The organism is Rheinheimera sp. ATLC3, from assembly GCF_059429535.1.
Map to the genome: position 1 here is coordinate 2,589,041 of NZ_CM182103.1, position 24,851 is coordinate 2,613,891.

19 protein-coding genes and 1 tRNA gene are annotated in these 24,851 nt (G+C 51.3%); 13 read left to right on the forward strand and 7 right to left on the reverse strand.

Annotated features, from left to right (window positions below; translation table 11 throughout):
• The first annotated feature begins 63 nt into the window (after positions 1-63).
• The 9 genes from AC5SV9_RS12020 (at position 64) to AC5SV9_RS12060 (ending at position 11,843) form a co-directional block, all read left to right on the forward strand.
• Positions 64-1,107, forward strand: coding sequence for a rod shape-determining protein (locus AC5SV9_RS12020; RefSeq protein ID WP_008219881.1), 1,044 nt, complete (start codon positions 64-66; stop codon positions 1,105-1,107).
• 28 nt (positions 1,108-1,135) lie between these two features.
• Complete coding sequence (mreC, locus tag AC5SV9_RS12025) at positions 1,136-2,002, forward strand: rod shape-determining protein MreC (RefSeq protein WP_475150070.1); 867 nt, start codon at positions 1,136-1,138, stop codon at positions 2,000-2,002.
• Entirely contained in the window at positions 2,002-2,484 is a 483-nt protein-coding gene (gene mreD, locus AC5SV9_RS12030) for a rod shape-determining protein MreD (RefSeq protein ID WP_134058322.1), read from the forward strand. The genes mreC and mreD overlap by 1 nt, the downstream gene beginning before the upstream one ends.
• 10 nt (positions 2,485-2,494) lie before the next feature.
• The gene (locus AC5SV9_RS12035) at positions 2,495-3,070 is read left to right on the forward strand and encodes a Maf family protein (protein WP_475150068.1); all 576 of its coding nucleotides are present in this window, start codon (positions 2,495-2,497) and stop codon (positions 3,068-3,070) included.
• Complete coding sequence (rng, locus tag AC5SV9_RS12040) at positions 3,067-4,533, forward strand: ribonuclease G (protein ID WP_134058318.1); 1,467 nt, start codon at positions 3,067-3,069, stop codon at positions 4,531-4,533. The genes AC5SV9_RS12035 and rng overlap by 4 nt, the downstream gene beginning before the upstream one ends.
• Complete coding sequence (locus tag AC5SV9_RS12045) at positions 4,533-8,405, forward strand: YhdP family protein (RefSeq protein WP_475150065.1); 3,873 nt, start codon at positions 4,533-4,535, stop codon at positions 8,403-8,405. Before rng ends, AC5SV9_RS12045 begins: the two co-directional genes overlap by 1 nt.
• Complete coding sequence (locus tag AC5SV9_RS12050) at positions 8,398-9,243, forward strand: carbon-nitrogen hydrolase family protein (protein ID WP_475150063.1); 846 nt, start codon at positions 8,398-8,400, stop codon at positions 9,241-9,243. Before AC5SV9_RS12045 ends, AC5SV9_RS12050 begins: the two co-directional genes overlap by 8 nt.
• Positions 9,240-10,679 (forward strand): metalloprotease TldD, encoded by a 1,440-nt coding sequence (gene tldD / locus AC5SV9_RS12055; protein WP_273023467.1) that lies wholly within the window; start codon positions 9,240-9,242, stop codon positions 10,677-10,679. Before AC5SV9_RS12050 ends, tldD begins: the two co-directional genes overlap by 4 nt.
• Positions 10,680-10,847: 168 nt before the next feature.
• A complete protein-coding gene (locus tag AC5SV9_RS12060; protein WP_475150062.1) occupies positions 10,848-11,843 on the forward strand; it encodes a branched-chain amino acid aminotransferase in 996 nt (331 codons plus the stop codon).
• Between the two features lie 199 nt (positions 11,844-12,042).
• On the opposite strand, the gene yjgA is transcribed toward AC5SV9_RS12060, so the two are convergent.
• Positions 12,043-12,561, reverse strand: coding sequence for a ribosome biogenesis factor YjgA (gene yjgA, locus AC5SV9_RS12065; protein ID WP_475150059.1), 519 nt, complete (start codon positions 12,559-12,561; stop codon positions 12,043-12,045).
• Positions 12,562-12,677: 116 nt separating this feature from the next.
• Between yjgA and pmbA the strand changes: the two genes are divergently transcribed.
• Positions 12,678-14,024 (forward strand): metalloprotease PmbA, encoded by a 1,347-nt coding sequence (gene pmbA / locus AC5SV9_RS12070; protein ID WP_475150058.1) that lies wholly within the window; start codon positions 12,678-12,680, stop codon positions 14,022-14,024.
• Positions 14,025-14,105: 81 nt separating this feature from the next.
• Here pmbA and AC5SV9_RS12075 read toward each other — a convergent pair whose 3' ends face one another.
• The 3 genes from AC5SV9_RS12075 to AC5SV9_RS12085 form a co-directional block, all read right to left on the reverse strand.
• On the reverse strand, positions 14,106-14,675 hold the full coding sequence (locus AC5SV9_RS12075; protein WP_475150056.1) for a PEP-CTERM sorting domain-containing protein: 570 nt from the start codon (positions 14,673-14,675) through the stop codon (positions 14,106-14,108).
• A 419-nt stretch (positions 14,676-15,094) separates the two neighbouring features.
• Positions 15,095-17,272, reverse strand: coding sequence for a M3 family metallopeptidase (locus tag AC5SV9_RS12080; RefSeq protein ID WP_475150054.1), 2,178 nt, complete (start codon positions 17,270-17,272; stop codon positions 15,095-15,097).
• 157 nt (positions 17,273-17,429) lie between these two features.
• On the reverse strand, positions 17,430-19,352 hold the full coding sequence (locus AC5SV9_RS12085; protein WP_475150052.1) for an ATP-binding protein: 1,923 nt from the start codon (positions 19,350-19,352) through the stop codon (positions 17,430-17,432).
• Between the two features lie 168 nt (positions 19,353-19,520).
• Between AC5SV9_RS12085 and AC5SV9_RS12090 the strand changes: the two genes are divergently transcribed.
• Positions 19,521-19,597: transfer RNA gene (locus tag AC5SV9_RS12090), tRNA-Arg, on the forward strand.
• A 695-nt stretch (positions 19,598-20,292) separates the two neighbouring features.
• Here AC5SV9_RS12090 and AC5SV9_RS12095 read toward each other — a convergent pair.
• On the reverse strand, positions 20,293-21,096 hold the full coding sequence (locus tag AC5SV9_RS12095) for a hypothetical protein (RefSeq protein WP_475150049.1): 804 nt from the start codon (positions 21,094-21,096) through the stop codon (positions 20,293-20,295).
• 208 nt (positions 21,097-21,304) lie between these two features.
• On the opposite strand from AC5SV9_RS12095, the gene AC5SV9_RS12100 reads away from it, so the two are divergent.
• Entirely contained in the window at positions 21,305-21,919 is a 615-nt protein-coding gene (locus AC5SV9_RS12100; RefSeq protein ID WP_475150047.1) for a hydrolase TatD, read from the forward strand.
• A 134-nt stretch (positions 21,920-22,053) separates the two neighbouring features.
• Here the strand turns inward: AC5SV9_RS12100 and AC5SV9_RS12105 are convergent, their stop codons facing one another.
• Together AC5SV9_RS12105 and AC5SV9_RS12110 are read right to left on the reverse strand one after the other, a co-directional pair.
• Positions 22,054-23,580 (reverse strand): DUF8808 domain-containing protein, encoded by a 1,527-nt coding sequence (locus tag AC5SV9_RS12105; protein WP_475150044.1) that lies wholly within the window; start codon positions 23,578-23,580, stop codon positions 22,054-22,056.
• Between the two features lie 2 nt (positions 23,581-23,582).
• Positions 23,583-24,179: a class I SAM-dependent methyltransferase gene (locus AC5SV9_RS12110; RefSeq protein ID WP_475150041.1), complete on the reverse strand. Its 597-nt coding sequence runs from the start codon at positions 24,177-24,179 to the stop codon at positions 23,583-23,585.
• Between the two features lie 401 nt (positions 24,180-24,580).
• Here AC5SV9_RS12110 and AC5SV9_RS12115 point away from each other — a divergent pair, with 401 nt between their 5' ends.
• Complete coding sequence (locus AC5SV9_RS12115; protein WP_475150038.1) at positions 24,581-24,829, forward strand: hypothetical protein; 249 nt, start codon at positions 24,581-24,583, stop codon at positions 24,827-24,829.
• The last annotated feature ends 22 nt before the right edge of the window (positions 24,830-24,851 follow it).

Here is a 24,851-nt window from a genome sequence, read left to right on the forward strand (position 1 = left end):
AGCTGTGTGCAGCAGTGCTGAGTAATGTCTGGTTGCTCAGATTTATAAGGATCCGGTTTCTTCATGTTTAATAAATTACGTGGCCTGTTTTCAAACGATTTATCAATTGATCTGGGTACAGCCAACACTCTGATTTACGTTAAAGATCAGGGCATAGTGCTGAACGAACCCTCAGTAGTAGCAATACGGCAGGAACGTGCCGGTGGGCCGAAGAGTGTCGCCGCCGTAGGCCACGCGGCGAAGCGGATGCTGGGCCGTACACCGGGCAATATCAAAGCCATCCGGCCGATGAAAGACGGCGTGATTGCCGATTTCTACGTCACCGAAAAAATGCTGCAGCATTTTATCCGTCAGGCGCACAGTAACAGTTTCTTAAGACCAAGCCCGCGTGTGCTGGTGTGTGTACCTTGTGGCTCTACCCAGGTTGAGCGCCGCGCCATCCGTGAATCAGCTCAGGGTGCAGGTGCACGTGAGGTGTATTTGATTGATGAGCCGATGGCGGCAGCTATCGGTGCCGGTTTGCCGGTATCAGAAGCAACCGGTTCTATGGTGGTTGATATCGGTGGTGGTACCACAGAAGTCGCGATTATTTCATTGAACGGTGTGGTGTACTCCTCTTCTGTTCGTATCGGTGGTGACAAGTTTGACGATGCGATAGTGAACTATATCCGCCGTAACTACGGTATTTTAATTGGTGAAGCCACTGCAGAGCGTATTAAAACCGAAATTGGTTCAGCCTACCCAAGTGACGACGTACTGGAAATTGAAGTACGTGGCCGCAATCTGGCTGAAGGTGTGCCGCGCAGTTTCACTATGACCAGTAATGAAATTTTAGAAGCGTTGCAAGAGCCACTGGCCGGTATCGTCAGTGCTGTGATGGTCGCGCTTGAGCAGTCACCACCAGAGCTGGCATCAGATATTTCTGAGCGCGGTATGGTGCTGACCGGCGGTGGTGCCTTGCTGCGTGATCTGGATCGCTTATTAATGGAAGAAACCGGTATTCCGGTTGTCGTAGCCGACGATCCTTTAACCTGTGTCGCCCGTGGTGGCGGTAAAGCACTGGAGATGATTGATATGCACGGCGGTGATGTATTCAGTTACGACTAACTGAATCCGCTGTTGTGCCTGCATTTGTATGAACCAGATCTATAGTCGGGGCCCGTCACTGCCACTGCGGTTGTTTTTAGCCGTAGTATGCAGTGCTGGCCTGATGTTTCTCGACCGCTACACTGACAGTTCTACCCAATTACGCAGTTACCTCACTGCCGCCGCCAGCCCGCTGTTTTATGTTGCCAGCCTGCCACAGGCACTGTTTTCCGGTGCGTCAGAGCAATTGATGTCACAGCAGACGGTACTGGAAGAAAATGCCCGCTTAAAAGAAACCTTACTGCAACAAAGTGGCCAGCTGCAGTTGCTGCGTTTTTTGCAGCAGGAAAATGAAAAATTACGCGCTTTGCTTGGCTCATCAGCCGCCATTGAAGATAAATCCCTGGTGGCGGAAGTGCTGGCCGTGTACAGCCACCCGTTCAGTCACCAGGTGGTACTGAATAAAGGCAGCAATGATGGTGTGACAGAATTTCAGCCGGTTATTGATGATCAGGGTGTGGTGGGGCAAGTGGTCAGTGTTGGCCCATCCAGCAGCCGCGCTTTACTGATCTCCGATAACACCCATGCGCTTGCCGTACGGGCTGAACGTACCGGTGTACGCGCTATTGTCGAAGGCCTGGGACAGTGGGATTTATTAAGGGTTATGCATCTGCCGCACAGTACTGATATCCGCGAAGGAGATCGTCTGCTGACATCCGGCCTTGATGGCCGTTTTCCGGAAGGCTATCCGGTTGCGAAGGTGGTCAGGATAAGCCAGGATGCCAGCCAGCCGTTTATGGTGGTATACGCTGAGCCTTACGCCCGGCTTGATCGTATCCGCCACGTACTGCTGTTATCCGGCCGCAGTGAAGCAATGGCAGAAGCGGCTGAAATTCTGCCTCCGGAGCAACCCTGATGCGTAAACCTCAACGCCTTGGTTTTATTTATTTGTCACTGTTTGTCGCGTTGCTGCTGACGGTAATGCCGATGCCGCAGATAGTGAAACTGGCGCGGCCAGATTGGGCATTGTTGGTACTGATGTACTGGACGTTAGCTTTACCGCAACGCGTCAGCGTGATCACCGCATTTTTTACCGGCTTTATTGTCGATGTGCTGGTAGGCACTGTGCTTGGTGTCAACGCGCTGGCGTTTTCAGTGGTGATCTTTGTCGTCGCGCAGCATCATCTGAAAATCCGTAATTTTGCCGTGGTGCAGCAAGCGCTGCTGCTGGGGCTGCTGCTGGCGCTGTATCAACTGCTGTTATTCTGGCTCAGCCATTTTCTTACCGGGGTCTATTTCCGCCCGCAGTACCTGTGGCCGGTGTTGACAGGCATGCTGGTCTGGCCCTGGTTATTCTGGCTATTACGCCGCTACCGGCGACAATTAAAAATCCAATGAACACTTTTTAATGAATTATCCTGCCATTGCTTTAGCATCTTCTTCTCCACGCCGGCGTGAACTGCTGGCGCAACTGGGTGTCAACTACAAACTGGTCAAAGCGGATATAGACGAAACAGTGCTGCCTGATGAGGCGGCGGCTGTGTATGTACAACGGCTGGCGCTGGCAAAAGCACATGCCGGGCTGGCCAGGCTGCAGCATGACCTGCCGGTACTGGGCGCGGACACTGTCGTCGTCGTCGATGGGCTTATTCTGGGTAAACCTGCTGATTTTGAACAATTTCGCCAGACAATGTTACTGTTATCAGGTCGCAGCCATCAGGTGATGACGGCCATAGCGCTGGTGAGCGCTCAGCATCAGCTGACACAACTTGTCAGTACCGATGTGACTTTCCGCGTTCTGACCGAAGCCGAAATCAGTGCTTACTGGGCAACAGGTGAACCGCAGGATAAAGCCGGCGGTTACGGTATTCAGGGCCTGGCGGGGCGCTTTGTTCAGCGTATTAATGGCAGCTACAGCGCTGTGGTTGGCTTGCCACTGTGTGAAACTGAACAATTGTTACAACAATGGCAGGAATTATCATGAGCGCAGAATTACTGCTAAACGTCACACCGAGCGAAACCCGCGTTGCACTGATTGAAAATGGCGTACTGCAGGAGCTGCATATCGAACGTCAGGCCCGTTTAGGCCTGGTTGGCAATATTTATGTCGGTAAAGTAAGCCGTGTTTTACCCGGTATGCAAGCCGCCTTTGTCGACATTGGCCTGGATAAAGCGGCTTTTTTACATGCGTCCGATATAGTGCAGCACGACTCGCTGGCAGAGCTTGATGGCAAGCCTGCCGTCAGCAAAGATATCCGGGTGCTGGTGCGTGAAGGCCAGTATCTGTTGGTGCAGGTGGTAAAAGATCCGCTGGGTACCAAAGGCGCGCGACTGACCACCGATATTACGCTGCCATCGCGGTATCTGGTGTTTATGCCGGGGTCACCCCACGTTGGCGTATCGCAACGTCTGGAAACAGAGTCTGAACGGCAGCGGCTAAAAGATATTGTCAGCCAGTATCTGGACGACAGCGGTGGCTTTATTGTCCGCACAGCAGCCGAAGGTGCCGGTGAGGAAGAACTGGCGCAGGACGCCCGTTTCCTGAAAAAGCTTTGGGCTAAGGTGTTAAAACGTAAGCAGAAGACCCGTAAAGAGGGGGTGGTGTACGAAGACCTGACGTTGGCGTACCGTATACTGCGCGATTTTGTCGGCACTGAGCTGGAGCGGGTGCGGGTAGATTCGAAACTGACTTATCAGCAACTGACAGCATTTTGTGAAGAGTTTATTCCGCATATGTCGTCTTTACTGGAGTATTACCCCGGTGAGCGGCCAATTTTTGACATGTTTGATGTTGAAAATGAAATTCAGCGCGCGCTGGAGCGTAAAGTCCCGCTGAAAAGCGGTGGCTATCTGATCATCGACCAGACCGAAGCCATGACCACCATTGACGTCAATACCGGTGCTTTTGTCGGCCACCGTAATTTGGACGAGACGATTTTTAATACCAATACTGAGGCAACGCAGGCTATTGCCCGCCAGCTTCGGCTGCGTAATCTTGGCGGCATTATTATTATCGATTTTATTGATATGCAAAATGCTGAGCACAAAAAGCGGGTGTTTCACAGTTTAGAGCTGGCACTGGCACGTGATCGGGCGAAAACCAATATTCATGGCTTCTCCGCTCTGGGGCTGGTAGAGATGACGCGTAAAAGAACACGCGAAAGTCTGGAACATATTCTGTGTTCTGAGTGTCCAGTATGTGAGGGGCGGGGCAGTTTGAAAACGGTAGAAACCGTTTGTTTTGAAGTGTTACGCGAAATAGTGCGGGTAAACCGGGCTTATGCCGCAGACAAATTTGTTGTGTATGTGTCGCCGGCCGTCAAAGACGCGCTGACGAACGATGAGTTTCACAGCCTGGCCGAGCTGCAGGTGTTTATCGGCAAACAAATTAGTATTCAGACCGAACCGCTGTACACCCAGGAACAATTTGATGTGGTGATGATGTAGTGCAAAAGGCAAAGCTGGTTTGCTTTTACTGTTTACACAAAGTCTGGCTCCTCCTGGCCGTGGTGCTGGTGCTACTGGCTGTGCTGATTTCAGTGCTGCGTTATACCCTGCCTTACGCTGATGATTACAAACATCATATCGAACAGTTAATAGAAGACCGCTATGGCGCCAGAGTAGATATCGGCGAGCTTAGTGCTGGTTGGCAAAAGTTTGGCCCGGCGCTGTTACTACATGATGTCAGGTTATACAACGGTACGGAGCAATTGCAACTGAGCATTGCCGAAACCCGGGTCAGGCTGGATTTCTGGCGCAGTATCCTGAACCGCCAGCTGACGGCACAGCATTTTGAACTAAGCGGTCTTAACTACTATGTTGACGCAGCGAGTCTGCTGGCCGGCGATAGCACAGCAAAGCTCGACACGGCGCCGGTACTGGACGCACTGGAGCAGTTGTTTTTCCGGCAGTTAGCCTATTTCTCTGTTGTAGACAGCCAGTTGGTGCTGCAAAACGATGATGACCCCGATCTTATTGTTAATATCAAACAGCTGGACTGGGCCAACAGCGGCAACCGGCACCAGGGGTTTGGTGAGTTATCTCTGGCCGATGTTACCGCCAATACGGTGTCTTTTGTGCTGGATTTACATGGCGATACGCTCGGCGAAGCGCAGGGCCAGTTGTATCTCGACAGTGAGCAGCTCGACGTGCTGCCGTGGTTTGCCAAATTACTGCCGCAAAGCCGCAAATTGCAGCAAGCCAGTATCAATTTTAAAGCCTGGGGCAGCATAGAGCAGGGGTTACTGCGGCGTATTCAGGTAGAGCTTGCTGACAACAGCCTGAGCTGGCAGCGTGACGGCGAGTCACATTCGTTGCGGCTGGGGCAGGGGCAGCTGCTGTGGCAGCCAACTGCTGCCGGCTGGATCCTGTACTCCGGTGCCTTAACACTGGCCGCTGAACAGCAGCAGTGGCAGGATCTGCATTTGCAGCTTGAGCACAGTGACGACACCTGGCTCGGCAGTCTGAGTAACTTCCGGCTTGAGGCCGCTACGCCGCTGGCAAATTTACTGGCGGATGATATTGAACTGTTGAAAAAGCTGGTGGTGTATCAGCCGGGCGGGCATCTGCAACAGCTGCAGTGGCGGATAAAAGATCAAGGGTGGCAACTGGCCGGGCAGTTTGATGAACTGCAGTCGAAGCCAGCGGGTAATATTCCCGGCGTGACGGCGGTCAGTGGCAACTTCTTAGTCAGTGATAAAGTAGCGAAAGTCAGCCTGCAGGCAAAAAGTGGTGAGCTTAGCTGGGATGGCTTGTTTAGCGGGCCTTTCGCGTACGACAACCTTGACGTCACCCTGTATGCTCAGCCAGCTGACGATCGCTGGCGCATACTGATACCCAGTTTTAGCTTCAACAGTGCAGATCTGACGCTTGACGGCAGCCTGGCGCTGGATGAGCGGCTACAGATCCTGGCGCGGTTGCAGCAGGTTGATGCGGCGAGTGCCAGCAAGTATTTTCCGCAGCGTTATATGCCACAGTCTGTCAGGCATTATCTGGAACAGGCAATAACAGCAGGCAAACTTAACGACGCGACCCTGTTATGGCACGGCGTGCCGGCTGAGTTTCCGTACGCAGAGCAGCAGGGCGTGTTCCAGGTTCTGGCCAAATTGGAGCAGGGCGAATTCGTGTTTGCCCCCGACTGGCCAGCAATAAATCAGTTGGCGGCCACGCTGTATTTTGAAAATGCCAGTATGCTGATCCAGTCGCAGCAAGGTGAACTGGGCGGCTTGCAGCTGCAGCAGGGCGTATCTGCCAGCATAGCCGATCTGTTTCACGCCGAGGTAATCAATATCGGTATCCGCCAGCAGTTGCCAGCGCAGGATGTGACAGAACTGATGTTGCAGTCACCACTGCAGCACAATCTCGGTAAAACGTTAGCGCATCTGGGGTTGCAGGGTGAGGTGGCAGGCGATGTGAATCTGGCCATTGGGCTTAAGCAGCCATCAGTGTTAGCCAGCGGTGAAGTCCGTTTTGATGACCTGAGTATGGCATTGCAGGCGCCACAAATGCAGCTGAATAATATCAGCGGTGCTTTAGCATTTGAAAATGAACGCATCCGGGCGGATACGCTGACATTACACTGGCGGGGTTTACCACTAAGTGCTGCGCTGCAGGGCCAGCAAAGTGATAGCGGCTATCAGCTGGCATTACAGCTAAAGGGTGAGCATGATGCGAAATCCCTGCTGCAGGCCTTGTATGCGCCGGCAGCAGATTTGGTTGACGGCAGCACCGATTGGCAATTACAACTGGCACTTAACTTACCTCAGCAGGGCTTTGGCTATAGCGCCAAGCTGCGCTCAACACTGAATGACACCGCGTTATTACTGCCAGCGCCTTACAATAAGGCACCAGGTAATCAGGCTGAACTGCTGATCACCGCAACCGGTGATGCGGAGCGTTCATTACTGGCGGCGCACTATGACAAGCAACTGCATTTTCATGCTGAGCTTATGCATGACAGCCAGCAATTGAGCCGGGTACACCTGATTGCTGCTGAACAGGACAGCGGCCTGAACAGCACCGGCTTTAACGTTAGTCTTGATCTGAATGAGCTGGACTTTATTCCGTGGTTTGAAGTGCTGCAGCAGCAACTGGCGTTTGAGTCAGGTTCAGACCAGGCGCTGTTTCCGCCCTTGTCACTGGTAAGGGGTAAAGTCCGGCATCTGAATATGGCGCCCGGCGTAACGCTGAATAATACCGTATTCGAACTGAGCCAAATGCCGCAACACTGGCAGTTACAGCTTAACGGCACTGAGATTGCCAGCCAGTGGCAGTTTAGCAAAGACTGGCAGCAACAGGGCATCAGTGCGCAGCTGGATTACCTGCATTTACCCTGGCCTGAGCAACCTGCACCGAACAGCGCAGCGGCAGTTAATGCAGAAGCGCTGGCAAAAACAGCACAGCGCTGGCTACTGCAATTGCCGCCATTGACCATCAGCTGCGCAGATTGTGCGGTAGGCAGCTATCAGCTAGGGCAGGTTAGTGCGAGAGCACACAGCACTAACGACCAGTGGTTGCTGACCGAGTTCAGCGCCCGCTATAAACGTAATCAGTTACTGGCCAGCGGCGCCTGGCAAAATGATGCTGAGCTGGGACAAACCCAGTTCAGTGGTAAACTGACCAGCAATAATCTTGGTGCTATGTTGCATGAATACCAGATCACTTCGGCAATATCCGGTAGCAGTGCGGATATTAATTTTGCGCTGAACTGGCCGGGTGCACCGACTCAGTTTGCACTGGCGCATCTGGCCGGCAATGTAAATTACCGCCTTGGTGAGGGTTCGCTTAGTGAAGTCAGCGATCAGGGCGCGCGGCTATTTTCTATCTTCAGCCTCGACTCGCTGGTACGCAAGCTGCGCCTGGATTTTCGCGACGTGTTCTCTAAGGGCTTTTTCTACAACAATATGACGGGCAACCTGGCGGTATCGCAAGGTGTGGTGCAAACCAGCGATGCTGCTATCGATGGTGTGCCGGGTAGCCTGCAAATTCAGGGCTATGCCGATTTAGTCAGCCAAAAGCTGGATTACCAGATGGCATTCTCACCCAAAGTGACGTCCAGCTTGCCGGTCATTATCGCCTGGATGGTGAATCCGGCTACCGGTTTGGCTGCACTGGCGCTGGATGAAGTGTTTCAAAGTGCAGAAGTGATTTCAAAAATTAATTTCACCGTGACCGGCAGCTTCGATGAGCCGGTAGTGACAGAAGTAAACCGCCACAGCAAAGAAATACCGGTGCCGGTGCGGGTTGCCCAGCCTGAAACCATTATCGAACTGCCCTCGGCAGAAGAGGTGCCAGCAAAACGGGAGCCGCCGCATGGCTAAATGGCGTTTATCGGCAATACAGCTTACCAGCACGCCAGAGCCAGAGCAGAATCTGGCGCAGGTGCAGCACTATTTGCAGCAGCTGGCTCAGCAGTTTGGTAATGGTCTGCCGCATTTAGTCGCGTTGCCAGAGTGCTTTGCAGTATTTGGCGGTGGCGATGGTTTACAATTACAGCATCAGGCCCCACTGGGGCAGGGGTTTATTCAGCAGCGCTGTGCAGCGCTGGCGCAGCAGTTTGGCGTTTATCTGCTGGCGGGGTCTTTACCAACCAGCAGCGCGCAGCCTGACCGCTTTTGTGCCAGCAGTATCTTATTCGCCCCCGATGGCAACATAGTGGCCGACTATCAGAAAATGCATTTATTTGATGTCGAAGTCAGTGACGGCACCGGCAGTTACCGTGAGTCGGCATCGACCTGCCCCGGGCAGAAAATCAGCCTGGCAACACTCGGTGAGTTAAAGCTTGGCCTGTCAGTGTGCTATGATGTGCGCTTTCCTGCTTTGATGCAGGCAATGGCGGCGCAGGGTATGAATGTGCTGACGGTGCCGTCGGCGTTTACCCGGGTGACCGGTGCCGCACACTGGCATACGTTATTAAAAGCCCGTGCCATCGAAAACCAGTGTTTTGTGCTGGCGCCGGATCAAACAGGTATACATGCCAATGGACGGGAAACCTATGGTCACAGCTTGATCATTGACCCCTGGGGCACCGTATTAGCGGACGCCGGCACTGAGCCGGGCTGGATCTCCGTTGAAATAGATTTAACAGACTGTGCGCGGTTGCGGCAGAAAATGCCGGTGGCGCACCATAACCGATTTAACAGTGAGCTCAAACCATGACTGCACCCGAGCAGAACCTGATCACCGCTTCCGAGCTGACCGCTGACGATTTGCAGCAAACGCTGGGCTATTTATTCGACCATCAGCTGGATTATGCTGACTTATATTTTCAGTCCAGTGTGCATGAATCCTGGGTACTGGAAGACGGGCTGGTAAAAGACGGCTCTTTCAATATTGAACGCGGTGTCGGTGTGCGGGCCATCAGTGGTGAAAAAACCGGTTTTGCTTATGCCGATACCATTAGCGGCGCGGCGCTAAAACAAGCCGCCACTGCGGCCCGGGGCATCGCAGCGCAGGGCCAGCAGGGTAGCGTCAAAGCATTCAGTAAAAGCGGTAATAGCAACATTTACCTGCCATGTGAGCCGCTGCAAAGCCTGAGCAATACCGACAAAGTGGCGATGTTGCATCAGATTGAAGCCTATATCCGTACTTTAGACAGCCGTGCCGAGCAGGTGATGGTTAGTTTATCCGGTGTTTACGAAGAAGTATTAGTTGCGGCCAGCGATGGCACCTTTGCCAGCGATATCCGGCCATTAGTGCGGCTGAATTGCTCGGTGTTGCTGCAGCAGGGTGACCGGCGTGAGCGCGGCAGCGCCGGCGGCGGTGGCCGTACTGACTATCAATATTTCTCTGAGCTGGTGGACAATGCACCACGCTGGCAGCATTACGCCCGCGAAGCAGTGCGTCAGGCACAGGTTAACCTGACGGCGATAGATGCCCCTGCCGGCACTATGCCGGTGGTGCTGGGCAGTGGCTGGCCTGGCGTTTTACTGCACGAAGCGGTTGGACATGGCCTGGAAGGTGATTTTAACCGCAAAGGTTCGTCTACCTTCTCTGGCCGTATCGGCGAGCAGGTAGCCTCTAAGCTGTGCACCATTGTTGATGACGGCACGCTGGCACACCGGCGGGGTTCACTGAACGTTGATGATGAAGGCGTACCCAGTCAGCACAATGTGCTGATTGAGAACGGCATTTTAAAAGGTTACATTCAGGATAAGCACAACGCTATGCTGATGAAAGTGCCGCCAACCGGCAATGGCCGGCGCGAGTCTTTTGCACATTTACCCATGCCGCGGATGACGAATACTTATATGCTGGCAGGACAGCATGACCCGGAAGAGATCATCGCCAGCGTGAAAAAGGGCATTTACGCACCAAACTTTGGTGGTGGCCAGGTTGATATTACCTCAGGCAAATTTGTGTTTTCAGCGTCAGAAGCCTATCTGATTGAAAACGGTAAAATTACTGCGCCGATAAAAGGTGCAACCTTAATTGGTAGCGGCCCAGAGGCTATGCAGCAGGTGTCGATGGTCGGTAACGATCTGGCGCTGGACGCCGGCGTTGGCGTTTGTGGCAAACAAGGTCAGAGCGTACCAGTAGGCGTTGGCCAGCCAACGTTGAAGCTGGATGCAATGACGGTAGGCGGAACGCAGTAGTTTTTGAATTATTTAGAATGTGAGTTAACCGGATACCCACACCAACACGCCGTAAATACGTCCCTGTAGGCTCGTTTCCGCCCGTCCGGGGCTCCAACGGTTGGCTTAGGGTAGCCGGTTAACGCACAGTGCGGCTTATTACGAATATCAACAGGAATAATTAGCAAGATGGCAGCATTTGGTACCGTATTTACCCCGGAGATGATTATCTCCCATTTTCACAATAACAGCTGGAGCCAGCCTGAACTGGTGGCAACGGACAGTATCAGCCTGCATCCTGGTGCACACGTACTGCATTACTCCAGCACCTGTTTTGAAGGCTTAAAGGCATTTCGTCATGCTGATGGCGGCATCTATGTATTTCGCATGGACAAAAACGTCGCCCGCTTAGCACAGAGCAGCCAGTTACTGGCGCTGCCGCAAATCGATGGCGCTGTGTTACAGCAGATGATCCTGGATATCGTGAAGCGTTACGCAGCAGATGTACCAAACCCACCGGGTTCTATGTATATCCGCCCGACCCATATCGGTACCGAAGCCTCTATTGGCAAAGCGGCGGCACCAAGCCTGGAGTCAATGCTGTATGTATTGTTGTCACCGGTTGGCGACTACTTTGCCGGTGGCGCCAAACCGCTACGTTTATTACTGGAAGACAGCGCCCGTTGTGCTGCCCATATGGGAATGGTAAAAAGCGGCGGTAACTACGCCAGTGCATTACAGCCGATTATGAAAGCCCGTGCCGCGGTGCAGGCTGATCAGGTGTTGTTCTGCCCTAATGGCGATGTACAGGAAACCGGCGCAGCCAACTTCCTGCTGATTGACGGCAACGAAATTATCACCAAAGCGCTCGATAGCTCATTCTTGCACGGCGTAACACGTGACTCGATCTTAACGCTGGCGCGTGATCGTGGTATGAAGGTATCAGAGCGTGAGCTAACGGTAGATGAACTGTTAGAGAGAGCGCAAAAGCCAGGCACAGAAGCGGCGTTGTCGGGTACGGCTGCGGTATTAACCCCGGTAGGTACGCTGATCCACGCCGGTAAAGAGTATCAGGTAGGCTCTGGTCAGGGCGGCGCGACAACTGCAGCTTTACGTCAGGCACTGAATGATATTCAATGGGGCAAAGCGGAAGATAAACACGGCTGGCTGGTTAAGGTCTGCTGACCGCATCGTGGTAGTCCGGGCGCTTGGTGACAAGCGCTATTGTGCTCGCCACAGCGGAATTCGGGGCAATCCTGCCCCTCATCTGGCGGGCCAGCTTGGCTGACGACATTCGTTCCCGACGAATGTCTTACCCGCCTTCGCCAGCGGCGAAAATATCTGTGGCTGTGCAAATAGCGTTGTCACCCGCCGGGTAACCAGATTATTCCTCTATAATCAGAGGCTTAATTAGCTGAAACAGCTCGCGGTAATACTTCGGCGGTTGTTGTTTTTCCTGTTCTTTTTTCGCATTACGAATAAGCTGGCGTAACTGCTGAACATCGACCTCTGGGTAAGCGGCGATAAATTCAGTCACTGCGTCACTGTCTGTAATCAGCTTATCGCGCCAGTTCTCCACTTTATGAAACTGCCGGGTGGCCGCCTGATTGGTATTGCGCAGCAAGGCCAGTGCCTGCTCTATCGGCTCTAAATCACGGGTGCGCATCAAACGACCAATAAACTGAATATGGCGGCGCAACGCTTCGCGTTTGTTACCAAGCTTGTCTGCCAGCTGCAGGGCGTCCTGCATTTCGTCATCCAGCGGTATCTTGGCCCGTGCCGCAGCGCTTAACGCCACCAGCTCTTCGCCTAACTTTTGCAGCTCGTGCATTTCACGCTTTATCTGCGATTTACTTTTGCCTTCTTCTTCGTCCCAGGTATCGCCGTGGATAAAATCGGTCATCTTGTTTCACTCTTAACAGTAATGTTGCTAAGTATACATGATAGTGCTGCCTGGCAGCAGCCAGCTTTCGCAGACTATGATAAGCTTGTGGCAAATTCTTTGGCTGAACCATTATTATGCAATCAACACAACCGACAATCTGGCAGGAAATTGACGAAGTTAAACAGGCCGTAGCCGAGGTACTGGCGCATGCCAAACAGCTGGGCGCCAGCAGTGCTGAAGCGTCAATGAGCCGTACTAAGGGCCTGAGTGTGGAAACCCGTCACGGTGAAGTGGAAACGGTCGAGTTCAACCAGGACGGTGGTCTGGGTATCAGTTTGTATTTTGGCCAGCGCAAAGGCTCGGCATCCACTGCTGATTTAAGCCCGCAGGCGCTGCGCCGCACGGTTGAAGCCGCTGCCGATATTGCCCGTTACACCTCGGAAGACCCACATACCGGTATTGCTGATGCAAGCTGGTTGGAAATGTCACCGCCGGATCTGGATTTATACCACCCGGAAACCATAGGTACCGATGAGGCCATTGCGTTATGTGCCGGTGCAGAACAAGCTGCTTTTGATACCGACAACCGTATTACCAACTCTGAGGGCGCGTCGTTTTCATCACATACCGGCTTAAAAGTGTATGGCAATAGCCATGGCCAGCTGGTCGGCCACCCCAGTTCGCGGCATAGCTTCAGCTGTGTGGTGATCGGCGAAGAGGGCGACGACATGCAGCGCGACTACAGTTTTACCGTCGCACGCCAATACAACAAACTGCTAGACCCGAAACAAATCGGCCGCGAAGCCGCACTGGAAACGATAGCGCGGTTAAATGCGCGTCAGGTGCCGACACAAAAGGTGCCGGTCATTTTCCGTGCCGATATTGCCAGCAGTTTGTTTGGTCATTTAGTGTCGGCCATCAGTGGCGGCAGCATTTACCGTAAATCGAGCTTTTTGCTGGATAAAGTCGGCCAGCAAATTATGGCGCCGGGTATTACTGTTCTTGAGCAGCCCCATTTAAAGCAGGCGCTGGCATCCAGCCCGTTTGATGGTGAAGGCGTGAAAACCCGCGATTTAACCGTGATTGACAGTGGCATACTGACAACCTATCTGACAACCAGCTATTCTGCCCGTAAGCTGGGCATGGCCAGCACAGGTCACGCTGGTGGTATCCATAACTGGTTGATAAGCCACGGCGATGAAGACTTACTGCAGTTATGCCGCACTATGGGTAAAGGCTTGTTAGTGACTGAACTGATGGGGCAGGGCGTGAATACGGTAACCGGTGATTATTCACGCGGCGCCGCCGGGTTCTGGGTAGAAAACGGTGAAATTCAGTTTCCGGTATCCGAGGTCACCATTGCCGGTAACTTAAAAGACATGTTTATGCAGATAGCTGCGGTTGGTAACGACATTGACCGCCGTGGCGGTGTACTGACAGGTTCAGTACTCATCAGCCAGATGCAGGTAGCAGGGAGCTAGTTTAGCGAGCGCGCTGTGAGGTAGATAAAAACACTGACCACCTTAATGGTCAGTGTTTGTCTTCAAGTATGCTCAGATAAATTAGGCTTGCTTCTTAAATTTACGAGAAGCCAAACCCATTACGCCAAGGGCTAATATTGCAAGTGTCGAAGGTTCTGGAACATTTGCGATCTCTCTGGCAGAAAAAGAGCTCACCTGAAAATTCCAGTTAGAGGATGGCTGATTATTATTGAACTGAATATAAGCTACATTGGTAGCTGATAGTGAGAATGTTCCACCGCCTGATGAGAATGACCCCGTTTCCAGTGCTGAATTATCAGCACCAAAAGCAGTCCAGAAACTACCATTGCCTGAACCAAAGTTATCAAGAACGAAGCTGATTTCTTCGACTAAATTTGAGAAAGAAAATTGTAAAATTTGTGCTGTTGGATACCAGCTATTGTTTGAGTTATGAATGCCGCCCGTCGTCACAAAAGGATCACCTGAGCTGTCTACACCGCCAATCAAGTCGAACTCGACACCGGCATAATTAGCATATTGGGTGTTTTGAGTAAGGTCTGCAAAATTGATCTCTATCCATGCGGCGTTAGCAAATCCACTTACCGCCAAAGCAAAAGCCGCAACTACGGTTTTCAAAAATTTGTACTTCATTTGATGTTTCCTTTTCATCCCTTGCCATCGACCTCGGAAGGTCTTTAATTTGAATTAACAGTAAATGTCGATCCCGCCTATTCAAATAATATGCCAATAAATAAATTTTATATAAAACAATGCATTGAAAAGATTTTTCAATTTTTATTGCACCAGGTGTAAAATAAATAGACATTAATGAATCAGTGGCCGTTCTTCAGGCAATCTTATTTTGAAAGCAGGTTGCCGATATATTGCAGGGCCGGTTTAAAAGCAGAAGCCCGGCTTGCTGCCGGTTCGGTTCGTTGTCACAGTGAAAAGGCTATTACTAAAAAATAGTAGCTTCAGATGAGAGAAAACCCGGTTATATAAACCGGGTTTTGGTTGCAGTTAGTGAGAACCGGGTTGCTTTAAGGCAATCGGTTCGACACTCAATGTGCTTAATCTACCTTAGTCTTCAGACCACGACGGATTAACAGCGCATCTGTCGTTGGCTCCTGGCCACGGAAGGCTTTGTAAGACTCCATTGGCAGGCGTGAGTTACCGACAGACAGAATGTTTTTGCGGTAGCTCTGGCCGTTCTCCAGTGTTAAACCACCTTGCTGCTGTACGTAGGCAAACGCATCAGCCGCCAGAATTTCACTCCACATATAGGCGTAGTAACCGGCTGAATAGCCGCCGCCCATAGAGTGTGAGAAAAACGCTGACTTATAACGAGGTGGCACAGCCGCTAAGTTAACACCGTGTTTTTTCAGTGCTGCCGCTTCAAACTCATTTACATCCTGCAGTGGCTCGTCAGCGCTTAGTGAGTGCCACTCCATATCCAGCAGGGCAGCAGACATATATTCCAGTGTGTCGAAACCCTGATTGAAACTGCGTGACTTCATCACTTTGTCCAGCAGTTCAGCCGGGATGGGTTCACCGGTTTTATAGTGCTTGGCGTAGTTTGCTATAACGTCAGGGTGGGCGGCCCAGTCTTCTTCAAAGGTAGATGGGAACTCAACAAAATCGCGCGATACAGACGTACCGGCCAGCGTTGGGTAGTTTACGTCAGAGAACATGCCGTGCAGGCCGTGGCCCAACTCATGGAACATAGTGGTAACGTTATCGTAGCTGACCAGTGTCGGCTCACCTTCCGGTGCCTTTGGAATGTTCATCACGTTAACCACCACCGGCTTTTGCCCCAGCAGTTTAGACTGACCGACAAAAGAGCTCATCCAGGCACCGCCGCGCTTGCCTTCGCGGGCAAAATAATCGGCGTAGAAAATCGCCAGGCTGCTGCCGTCAGCGTCAAACACTTCGTATGCTTTTACATCCGGGTGGTAGGTTGGTAAATCCGGGCGCGGCTCAAAACGGATACCATATAAGCGGTTAAAGGTGTAGAACACGCCATCTTTTAATACCCGGTCAAATTCGAAGTATTGTTTAACTTCGTTTTCATCCAGGTCGTATTTCGCCTGACGTACAAACTCGCCATAGTATTCCCAGTCCCACGGTTGCAGTTCGAAATCACCGCCTTTTTGCTTGATCATTTCCTGAATCGCTGCCGCTTCTTTATTGGTGTTAGCAATAACCGCCGGCACCATAGACCCTAACATATCAAACACGGCCTGCGGTGTTTTCGCCATTTGCGATTCCAGGCCATAGCTGGCCCAGTTGTCGTAACCTAATAACTTGGCACGCTCTGCACGCAGTTGGGCTAAACGGGCCACGATAGGCCGGTTGTCGGTTTCGCCGCTCTGGTTACGGTTAGCCGAGGCTTCCCAGACACGTTTACGCAGCTCACGGTTGCTCAGCTGACTTAATACCGGCTGACGGGTGGTGTTGGTGATGCTTAGCAGATACTTGCCTTCATGGCCGGCTTCTTTAGCGGCATTGGCAGCGGCAGTGATTTGCGAGTCTGATAAGCCGTCTAACTCTTCTTTGGTATCAACGACAACGGCAATTTTTTTGGTTTCAGCCAGCAGGTTTTGCGAGAACTGGTTGGTCAGCTTTGAGTGCTCTTCGTTCAGGGCACGGATAGCCGTTTTCTGCTCTTCAGTCAGCTGGGCGCCAGCGCGGACAAAGCGGTCGTAATACACTTCAATCAGGCGTACAGATTCTGCGTCCAGGCCCAGGTCATTACGCTGGTTGTACAGGCTTTTAATGCGGGCAAACAGCTGTGGGTTCAGGTTAATGTTATCTGAGTGCGCGGCCATTTTCGGCGCCAGCTCAGACTGAATTTCACGCCGCTGCGGGTGCGAACTGGAGCCCGCCAGGTTATAGAAAATACGCGACACACGGGTTAACAGCTCGCCGCTTTTTTCCAGCGCCACCAGCGTGTTGTCAAAGGTTGCCGGTTCCGGGTTGCTGGCAATGGCCAGGACTTCAGTCATATGCTGCTTCATGCCTTCTTCAAATGCCGGCAGGAAGTGCTCATCTTTTATTTCAGTAAAATTCGGCGCTTCGTATTGCAAGGTACTTTTCACCATTAATGGGTTGCTGGAAACCACTTCAGCTGCGGTTGTTGCTTCAGCAGCAGGTTGCTGAGCCGTGGTTTGTTGTGGCGCGCTGTTATCAGAACAGGCGGCCAGCGCGAGCGCAGCGGTCACTGTAGTGGCAATAAGAGTTTTACGCATGAATATCTCCCTGAAAGAGGCTGTCGTTACGGTATGTCGTTATAGTAATTGCCGGCGCTTAGCGCCGGGTTAACCCGAGTATGCCAAAATACTGTGCATACGCACCCGGTTTGCAGCGAGCAGCCAACAAAGTAAGATAAAAGCCCGCTCAGGGCAACTATTGTGGCTGTAATGTGGCGATATAGGGTAAATCAATGTAAAAACAGCTGCCTTGTGGCTGTGCAGGTTCGTAGCCCATGCTGCCCTGCATCTGGTTTATCAGGCTGCGGCTTATTGCCAGGCCAAGGCCGGTGCCTGCATGTGTTCGGGTGTCTGAGCTGTCTGCCTGGCTGAAACGGCTAAACAGCTGTGGTACAAAATGCTCAGCTACGCCTTCGCCCTCATCTTTTACCTGAATACGTACCTGTTCGCCATGGAGGCTGATGCTAACGCTAACCAGGCCTCCGGTAGGGGAGAACTTAACCGCGTTACCTAACAGGTGCTGTAGTACATGTTGCAGGTGCGCAGCATCGGCATTTACCACTAAAGCCTGCAGTCCGGCCGGGCAATTCAGTTGCAGCTTAATACCCGGGTGCAACAGCCTTACCTGCTCCAGGCAGTGGCTGATCAGTGGCTGCAGTTCAACCGGGCGCAACTGCACCGACAAGGTGCCGCTGGCAATACGCTCAACATTGAGTAAATCGTTCACCAGTGCAGTAAGCTGCTGGCAGTTGGTTTGGGCCAGTTGCAACATGCGCTGCTGCGAACCACTCAGCTCACCTAAGGCACCGGATACCGCTAATCCCAGCACACCATTAATCGACGTAAGCGGTGTACGCAGTTCGTGACTGACGGTTGAAATAAACTGTTGTTTTAGCTGCTCTGTCTGGTGCCGGTCTGATAAATCACGCAGTACCAGCAGCTGTTTAGTTTGTTGCTGCAGCCTGATATGGCTGCGGTTAACCGCCATTGGAAACAGGCTGTTATCGCGGCGCCGGCCCTGGGTTTCGTATTCGGTTTTTGCGCTGGACGTGGCACTGTACAGCTCATCCAGCCGGTGCGGTTCGGCCAGTAATTCCGACCAGTGCATACCTGGTAGCGTATTGGCGGCATAGCCAAACATCGGGTAGCACGACAGGTTCACCTGTTCAATAATGCCGTCCTGGGTGGTGGTAATGATGGCATCGGTAACGTTGTCCATCATATTGCGCAGGTACAGTTTACTCTGCTGATGCGCACTGACGCTGTTACGCAGATGCTGGCGCGAGATCAGCAGCCAGGTTAGCAACGTTAGCAACAGCAAAGACGCGCTGTATGCCGCCAGGCGGATTTCGCCGCTGTTATCACGTGGTTTGGCAACAGAGCGCACCGCCATTTGCCATAAAGCCCCGCGCAAACTGATGCTCAGTAGCAGGCTGTCGTCATAAAACAGGCTGCGATCACCATAAAATACCGTGCCGCCGTGGCCCAGTTCGGACAAATTGCGAATGGCAACCTGCACTTCCTGCTCTGCGGTCTGGGTTTCCAGCATATTCCACACCGAGCCGATATCAACCACGGTGCTGACAATACCCCAGTAGTTATCCGCCCCCAAATACACCGGTATCCGGTAAATAAAGGCTGTACCGCCCTGAATCAGATCAATAGGCCCAACCAACCGGGCTTCGCGCTGGGCAATAATGGCGGCAATTTCCGGCCATTGTTCGGTTAAATCAGGGTAGTACAGGCCAATGGCCTGTTCGTTGCCTTTTAGCGGGTACAAATAACGCAGTGTATTATCCGGCGCCACACCAATATTACGGATATGCCGGGCCTGATGTGCCAGCTCTGGCAGCAGCATTTGCATTTCTGTTTCAGAAATTTTGCCGTTATTGGCCTGAATATGGGCAGTCAGGCCAAGTGTAAGGTAAAGCGGAATATTCAGTTCCGACTCAAGCAGTGCCCTTAACTGGCCGGCACTGGCAATTTCGTGGCGAAACTGCAGGCTGCGGGCGTACTGATGCTCGTTCTGCACCAGAGTTTCGGTAGCAAAAACCGTACACAGCAGCAATACCAGTAACAGCGTCCATTGCCAGAACGACAGCAGAAATTTATTCTTCATTCGCTAAAAATAGCACCGGAAATAACATCAGCCCTCACTCTAGCGTTAAGCTGCCGGTGTTGTAAATAAGCTACTGAATGCTAAGTGTTGAAAAAACGCGCAGCCAGGCGATAGACACACACCACAAGGCTGTCTATAATGCGCAGCTTCTGCATAACTGCAGATTGCGCACCCGTAGCTCAGCTGGATAGAGCGCTGCCCTCCGGAGGCAGAGGTCATAGGTTCGAATCCTATCGGGTGCGCCATAAACGTCAAAACCGCCATTTCGGCGGTTTTTTGTTTTGTGTACCCGTGGATTAGAACCTACGTTCGAAAAATCGGCAGGACAGCCGATTTTGACGTCGTGTAAGCGACGCCCGGAGGGTGAGGTGCAGGAAGCACCGAATCAATCCTATCGGGTGCAACCACCGCAGGGTGGTTTTTTTGTTTATGCACTCCGAAGGAGGCGAACCGTTAGGTTCGACACACTAATGTGTCTGGATCACATTAGAACAGCTTTAGCTGGCCCCACTGGGGCGAGTATCAGGATGATACGAGTAAATAAGTCTGGAACGATTTGGAACAGCTTCAGCTGGCCCGGAGGGCGAGGGCAGGACAGCCCGAGTAATCCTATCGGAAACAACCGCCATTTCGGCGGTTTTTGCGTTTATAGTGCCCGTAGATGAGAACCTACGTTCGAAAAATCGGCAGGACAGCCGATGTTGACGTCGTGCAAGCGACGCTCGAAGGGTGAGGTACAGGAAGCACCGACTCAATCCTATCGGGTGCGTCATATAAATCAAGGCTTTAGCTGAAAAGCGAGACTTTTTTATGTCTGAAAGAAAATTTTATAGCGTATTTATAGCAAAGCGTTAAGGTTTATGATCATTCAAACTTACTGCGTGAATATTTGTTTCAAGGTCATAAACTTCTCTAAATCTATCTAGTGCGTGAACCAGCTTCACTCATGAGATTCTGCCTTATTGCCCCCCATTGCTGATATCTTCTCTTTCAGGAATGACGGCAGTGTATTAGTAAGCTGAGCTGATGATGCATCTTGCAGCAGTGAAATCCACAAATAAGGGTTAGATTCAAATAGCTGCCCTTTGACCAGCTGTTGTAGTAACGACTTAATGTAATCAGAGTCAGAGTTTCTGGTGACGGCGGTTACTGTTTGCTGCTCAGTTTCTTTAGGCTTGGCGTCGCCGGCATTTTCATCCGGGTTATGTACTACCCAGGTTGTACCCGAGTTTATTTTTGCCTCTATAAACCTGGATCTGGCCAAACTGAATGCGGCAGTACGTACATCGTCCAGGCTGGTATTGTTATCCAAAGCATACTGATAAGCGTCTGCTAATTTTGCTTTATCAGAGCTGCTGAGAAACGCGTATACCGAGCCGCTGCTGGCATTGACATCAGCTCGTGGCATTTGCCGGATATTTGTTTCTTTAGCAACGTCCTCTACTACCCGTTTTATTTGCTCAGGTGTGTACTCGTAACCTGACTGTTTAGCCAATTCATTTACTGAATCGGCAAGTAATTCAACCCGCTTTTCTGTGGCAATATAAACCGGGCTGGGGTTTTGCTTGGCGTAACTGAGAGACAGTTGGTACAGAGAGTTCAGATGTTGTCCTTGCTCACTTAGCCCGACAGCAACAGTTTTGGCATCTTTTGCTGTGCTGCTATCTGGTGAGGATTTGGCAACCGGATCTTTAGCATTGGTTTTTCCCGCTTCAAAATTCATCTTCTCACTATTAACCAACATTCTTCTCACCTAATTGTTTTTTGCAGCCTTAGTTTACTTTTATGGTGTTTATTAAATGGGGTCAAGCTAAGTTTGTTAACACAAGGTGAAATGCTCTGTTGTTTTTGCACTTTGCCGAACGTGACGGCACACACCAGAATCAAACTGCTTTGCCAGACAATCCCCTTCACTTATGCTACTTTCTGCTCAAACATCTGCGGAGTGCGTTATGGCCTCATCACCTTTTTACTTCTTTCGGCAGCAGCGGTTAACACTGCAATGCGGTAGCCGTTTACCGGCGGCTCAGTCGTTGCTGCAACTGGCCGGGCAAGGCGATTTAATGTCGCAACTGGCAGCTGAACCCACGGCGCAGCAACTGCTGGAGGCAGCCGAGCAGGCTTATCAGGCTGGCTACGAGCAGCAGGCTTCTACCGAGTTTGAATTACAGGGCCTGGCGCTGGGCGGTATTGGTGACCCCTTGCTGCACGCCGATGTACTGGCAGAATTTTTACCGGCCTTTAAGCAAAAACGCCATGGCGTGCCGGTAACGCTGGTTACTTATGGTTTAGTGGCGCCGGGTGATGCGCCGGCATTGTGCCAACAGCTACTTGAGTTGGAAGTTGAAAAGTTAGACATTTACCTGCCAGCCGCTAACCCGCCAGCCTATCAGCAAGCGGTTAAGCCGACGCAATATGGCTTTAGCGAGCTGTGCCAGTTTATCCACACCGCCGGTGAAGCCGGCTTGCAGGTTATTTGCTTTGCTTATGCGCTGGTAGCACAGCAAAGCGAGCTGCGTGCGTTGGCGTTGGATTTAGGTGCCAGAGAGTTTGTGGTTAGGCCGTAAGCTGTCGTTTGACCAATCTTCATACGCGTGGCGTACACGAAAAGGTCGGGTGGCCTATTTTGCCAGCGAGTTCTTCATCATGTTGTTGCGCCGACCCCGTAAGTGAAATCACATGACATATGACCCGGTGTTGTTTATTCAACTACACCTTTTAGTCTGGCGAAAGTGCGCATATTTTCATCTGCTGTCAGTGGTGAATAGTCAGTATTTCTGGCATTTAGCTGGTACTTTCCGTCAGCACTCTTTTTAACGTCACGCAGCAGGTATTGGTTATCACCACTTATATCCTGACGCTCTATCGCCACAGTACAGTTTTGTAATGAACCGGCGCTGGTGGGGCTAATTAGCTCAAGTAGCAGTAGCTGGCCATCTAATATCGGATTTTTACCACCATTCATTGAGTTGCCGCTGGCACGGGCCAGAAAGTGCTTGTCCGGGTTTAGGTTGCCGAAGCTGGCAGGGGCGTCCACATACTCAACCTGGCTGGCATCGCCGGTTTTAAAGTGGCCGCAGGCGATTTTGATATTCGGAAAGTAACGCAGCTGTGTCAGGGCCGTGCCTGCAACCGAGGTTGTCTCATCATTGGCGGCGTTGATGGGGCTTGCTGAAACCCGGGTGACAGTAGGTTCTGTGGTGCCAGCGTAAACAAACTCATCTTTACTTAACCACAATTTAGCGCCATTAGCTTGTGCAACGCCGTAAGCCCAATCACTTACTGCACGCGACTTTGCCGCATCGCAATAAAAATAAGCGCCCAGTTCGTTGCTTAGCAGTTGCTCGTGAAGCACCAGGTTTTGTTCTTGCCAGTTGTCCCGATGCTGCTGCGCCGCCAAATGATCGCGTTTGCTGTTATTGCAGGCGCTGTGAGTGGCGACAAAGTTATGGCCTAAATCGCTAGAGTAACGGGCAAAGGGAATAAAGTGATCAACATCGGCGCTGCTTTGGTCCTTCAACGGTTTATTGCAGTAAAAACACAGGCCTCGCTGAATTTCAATTAATACCGGGCGCGCTTTATTTAAGGCATTGCGGTCAACGCCAAATAAAAATTGCTGTAACTGGCTTTGCGGGCCTATCAGCAATTGGTTGTCTTTAATGTTCTGAATTTTCTGCAGCCAGGCATTTTTTGCCAGATACACCACCAGATCGTAAAAGCGGCGGAATGAATAGGCGATGCCTCTGTTCAGCTTAATAAATTTGCCGTTATCAGTGTGCGGATATAAAAAGCACTCCGCCTGCTTGGACAAAATTTGCAAGCGCCACAATGGGCCGTCTTTTAGCGTTGCCAGCGTAGCGCGGTAAATTTCTTTCCAGTATCGGCTTTGTTTTAACTGGCGGATGTTACGGATATCATTTTGCTGACACTGATACAAAACGCTGATCACTTTCGATTGTTTACCGGTGTTTTGCTTTAGCAGTGCCGCATCACCGTTACTGCCGCTGGCAAATGGCACTGCATGGTGCCAATACAGCAGAATAAATTTATCCACCAGCTCATCCAGTGTGATCACCAGTTCGCTGTCCGGTTGCTGTAGCGGGTGTTCTACACAGACATCGGCAATAGCATGCAACAGTGCAAACTTATAAGTAGCGCTAAAGTCGCCTTCATTTAGCATGCGCTGGATATAAGCGATAAAATCAAGTTGCTGCTGCATACCTGCCATAACTAAACCGCGGCCTTTGTCAGTAAGGCGTTAAGCCAGGTTTCGTTATTACGCTCTGGCCGTTGATCGCACGTAAGCCAGGTTTTGTTGAGTGTTAGCCCCGTTATATCAGCGACCAGCGCTGCTAATGTTTGCTCGTTCATATCGGTAAAACGTCTGCCATTTAGTTCACGCTCTGAGACACCGTATTTAAACGACACATACAGCACTGCACCGGGTTTGAGTGCACGTTGTAAGCGGGTGAAAACATCAGGCAAGGTTTGGTTGGCAACATGCAGCAAGCTGGCACAGCACCAAATGCCATCATAGGTTTCTGCTTCATCCAACTGCTCAAGGGTACACACTGCAACAGTTTGTTGTAAGTGCTCACTGGCAATTTTCGCCATTGCTGCACTGGCATCAAAAGCACTTACGGTAAAACCCTGTTGTTTAAAATAGCTGGCGTCGCGGCCACTGCCGCAGCCAGCATCAAGAATATGGCCGCCGGGTTTTACCATAGGCAGAAACTCAGCATACAGTGCAGACATATCGACGTTAACTGTCCCCTCCGCATATTTTGCTGCATGCTGGTTGTAATAATCTATTGTTTCAGATGACATTTATCTGGCCGCGATTTCGCTACAAACGTCTTGATACTACCTGTGTTCTTTATTATTTCAAAGCGGTACATTTTTGTATTGCTAATGCAGGATCAGTGTATAAGTTAAGTATTAGCAGAGTTGTCTTGTTTGTTTGTTACAGAATCAATGATGCTATAACAGACTTATTTTTAATATCTTTTTAAGCAAGGTCGCAATTTCTGAAGGGGAGAGTAGTTAAGGTAACTATTGCCGCTGCAGAAGCCTATGCCGATAGTTTTGGTGCTGAACAGATCAGAATCAGGCGCCCGGTGAATCTTGATGCTATCCGCTATTATGAAAAGCATGGTTTTACGTATTTTAGTGGTAAAAATAGCAATGTACCGTCCCATCTATAGCGAAATCTTTAGGAGCTATTGGATATGACTAAGAGCAAAAGACCTTCACCAGATTCGCCAGAGTTTGAACAGTGGTTGCTGGAGCGGGCAAAGGAACGGGCGGAAAAACTGTTTACCACAGAAATCCCGGAAGAGCTGGCCGATGTTGGCAGCGGCTTAATTGCCGGCCCTCGCAGTTGGCGGATGTCATGCCGGAAAAAACCATTGCCGAAGATATTGCCATTGATAAGGCGCATAAGCGAAAACATCTTAACACCATTAAATAGCTGCTAATGAGATTGGGTGCCAGAGAGTT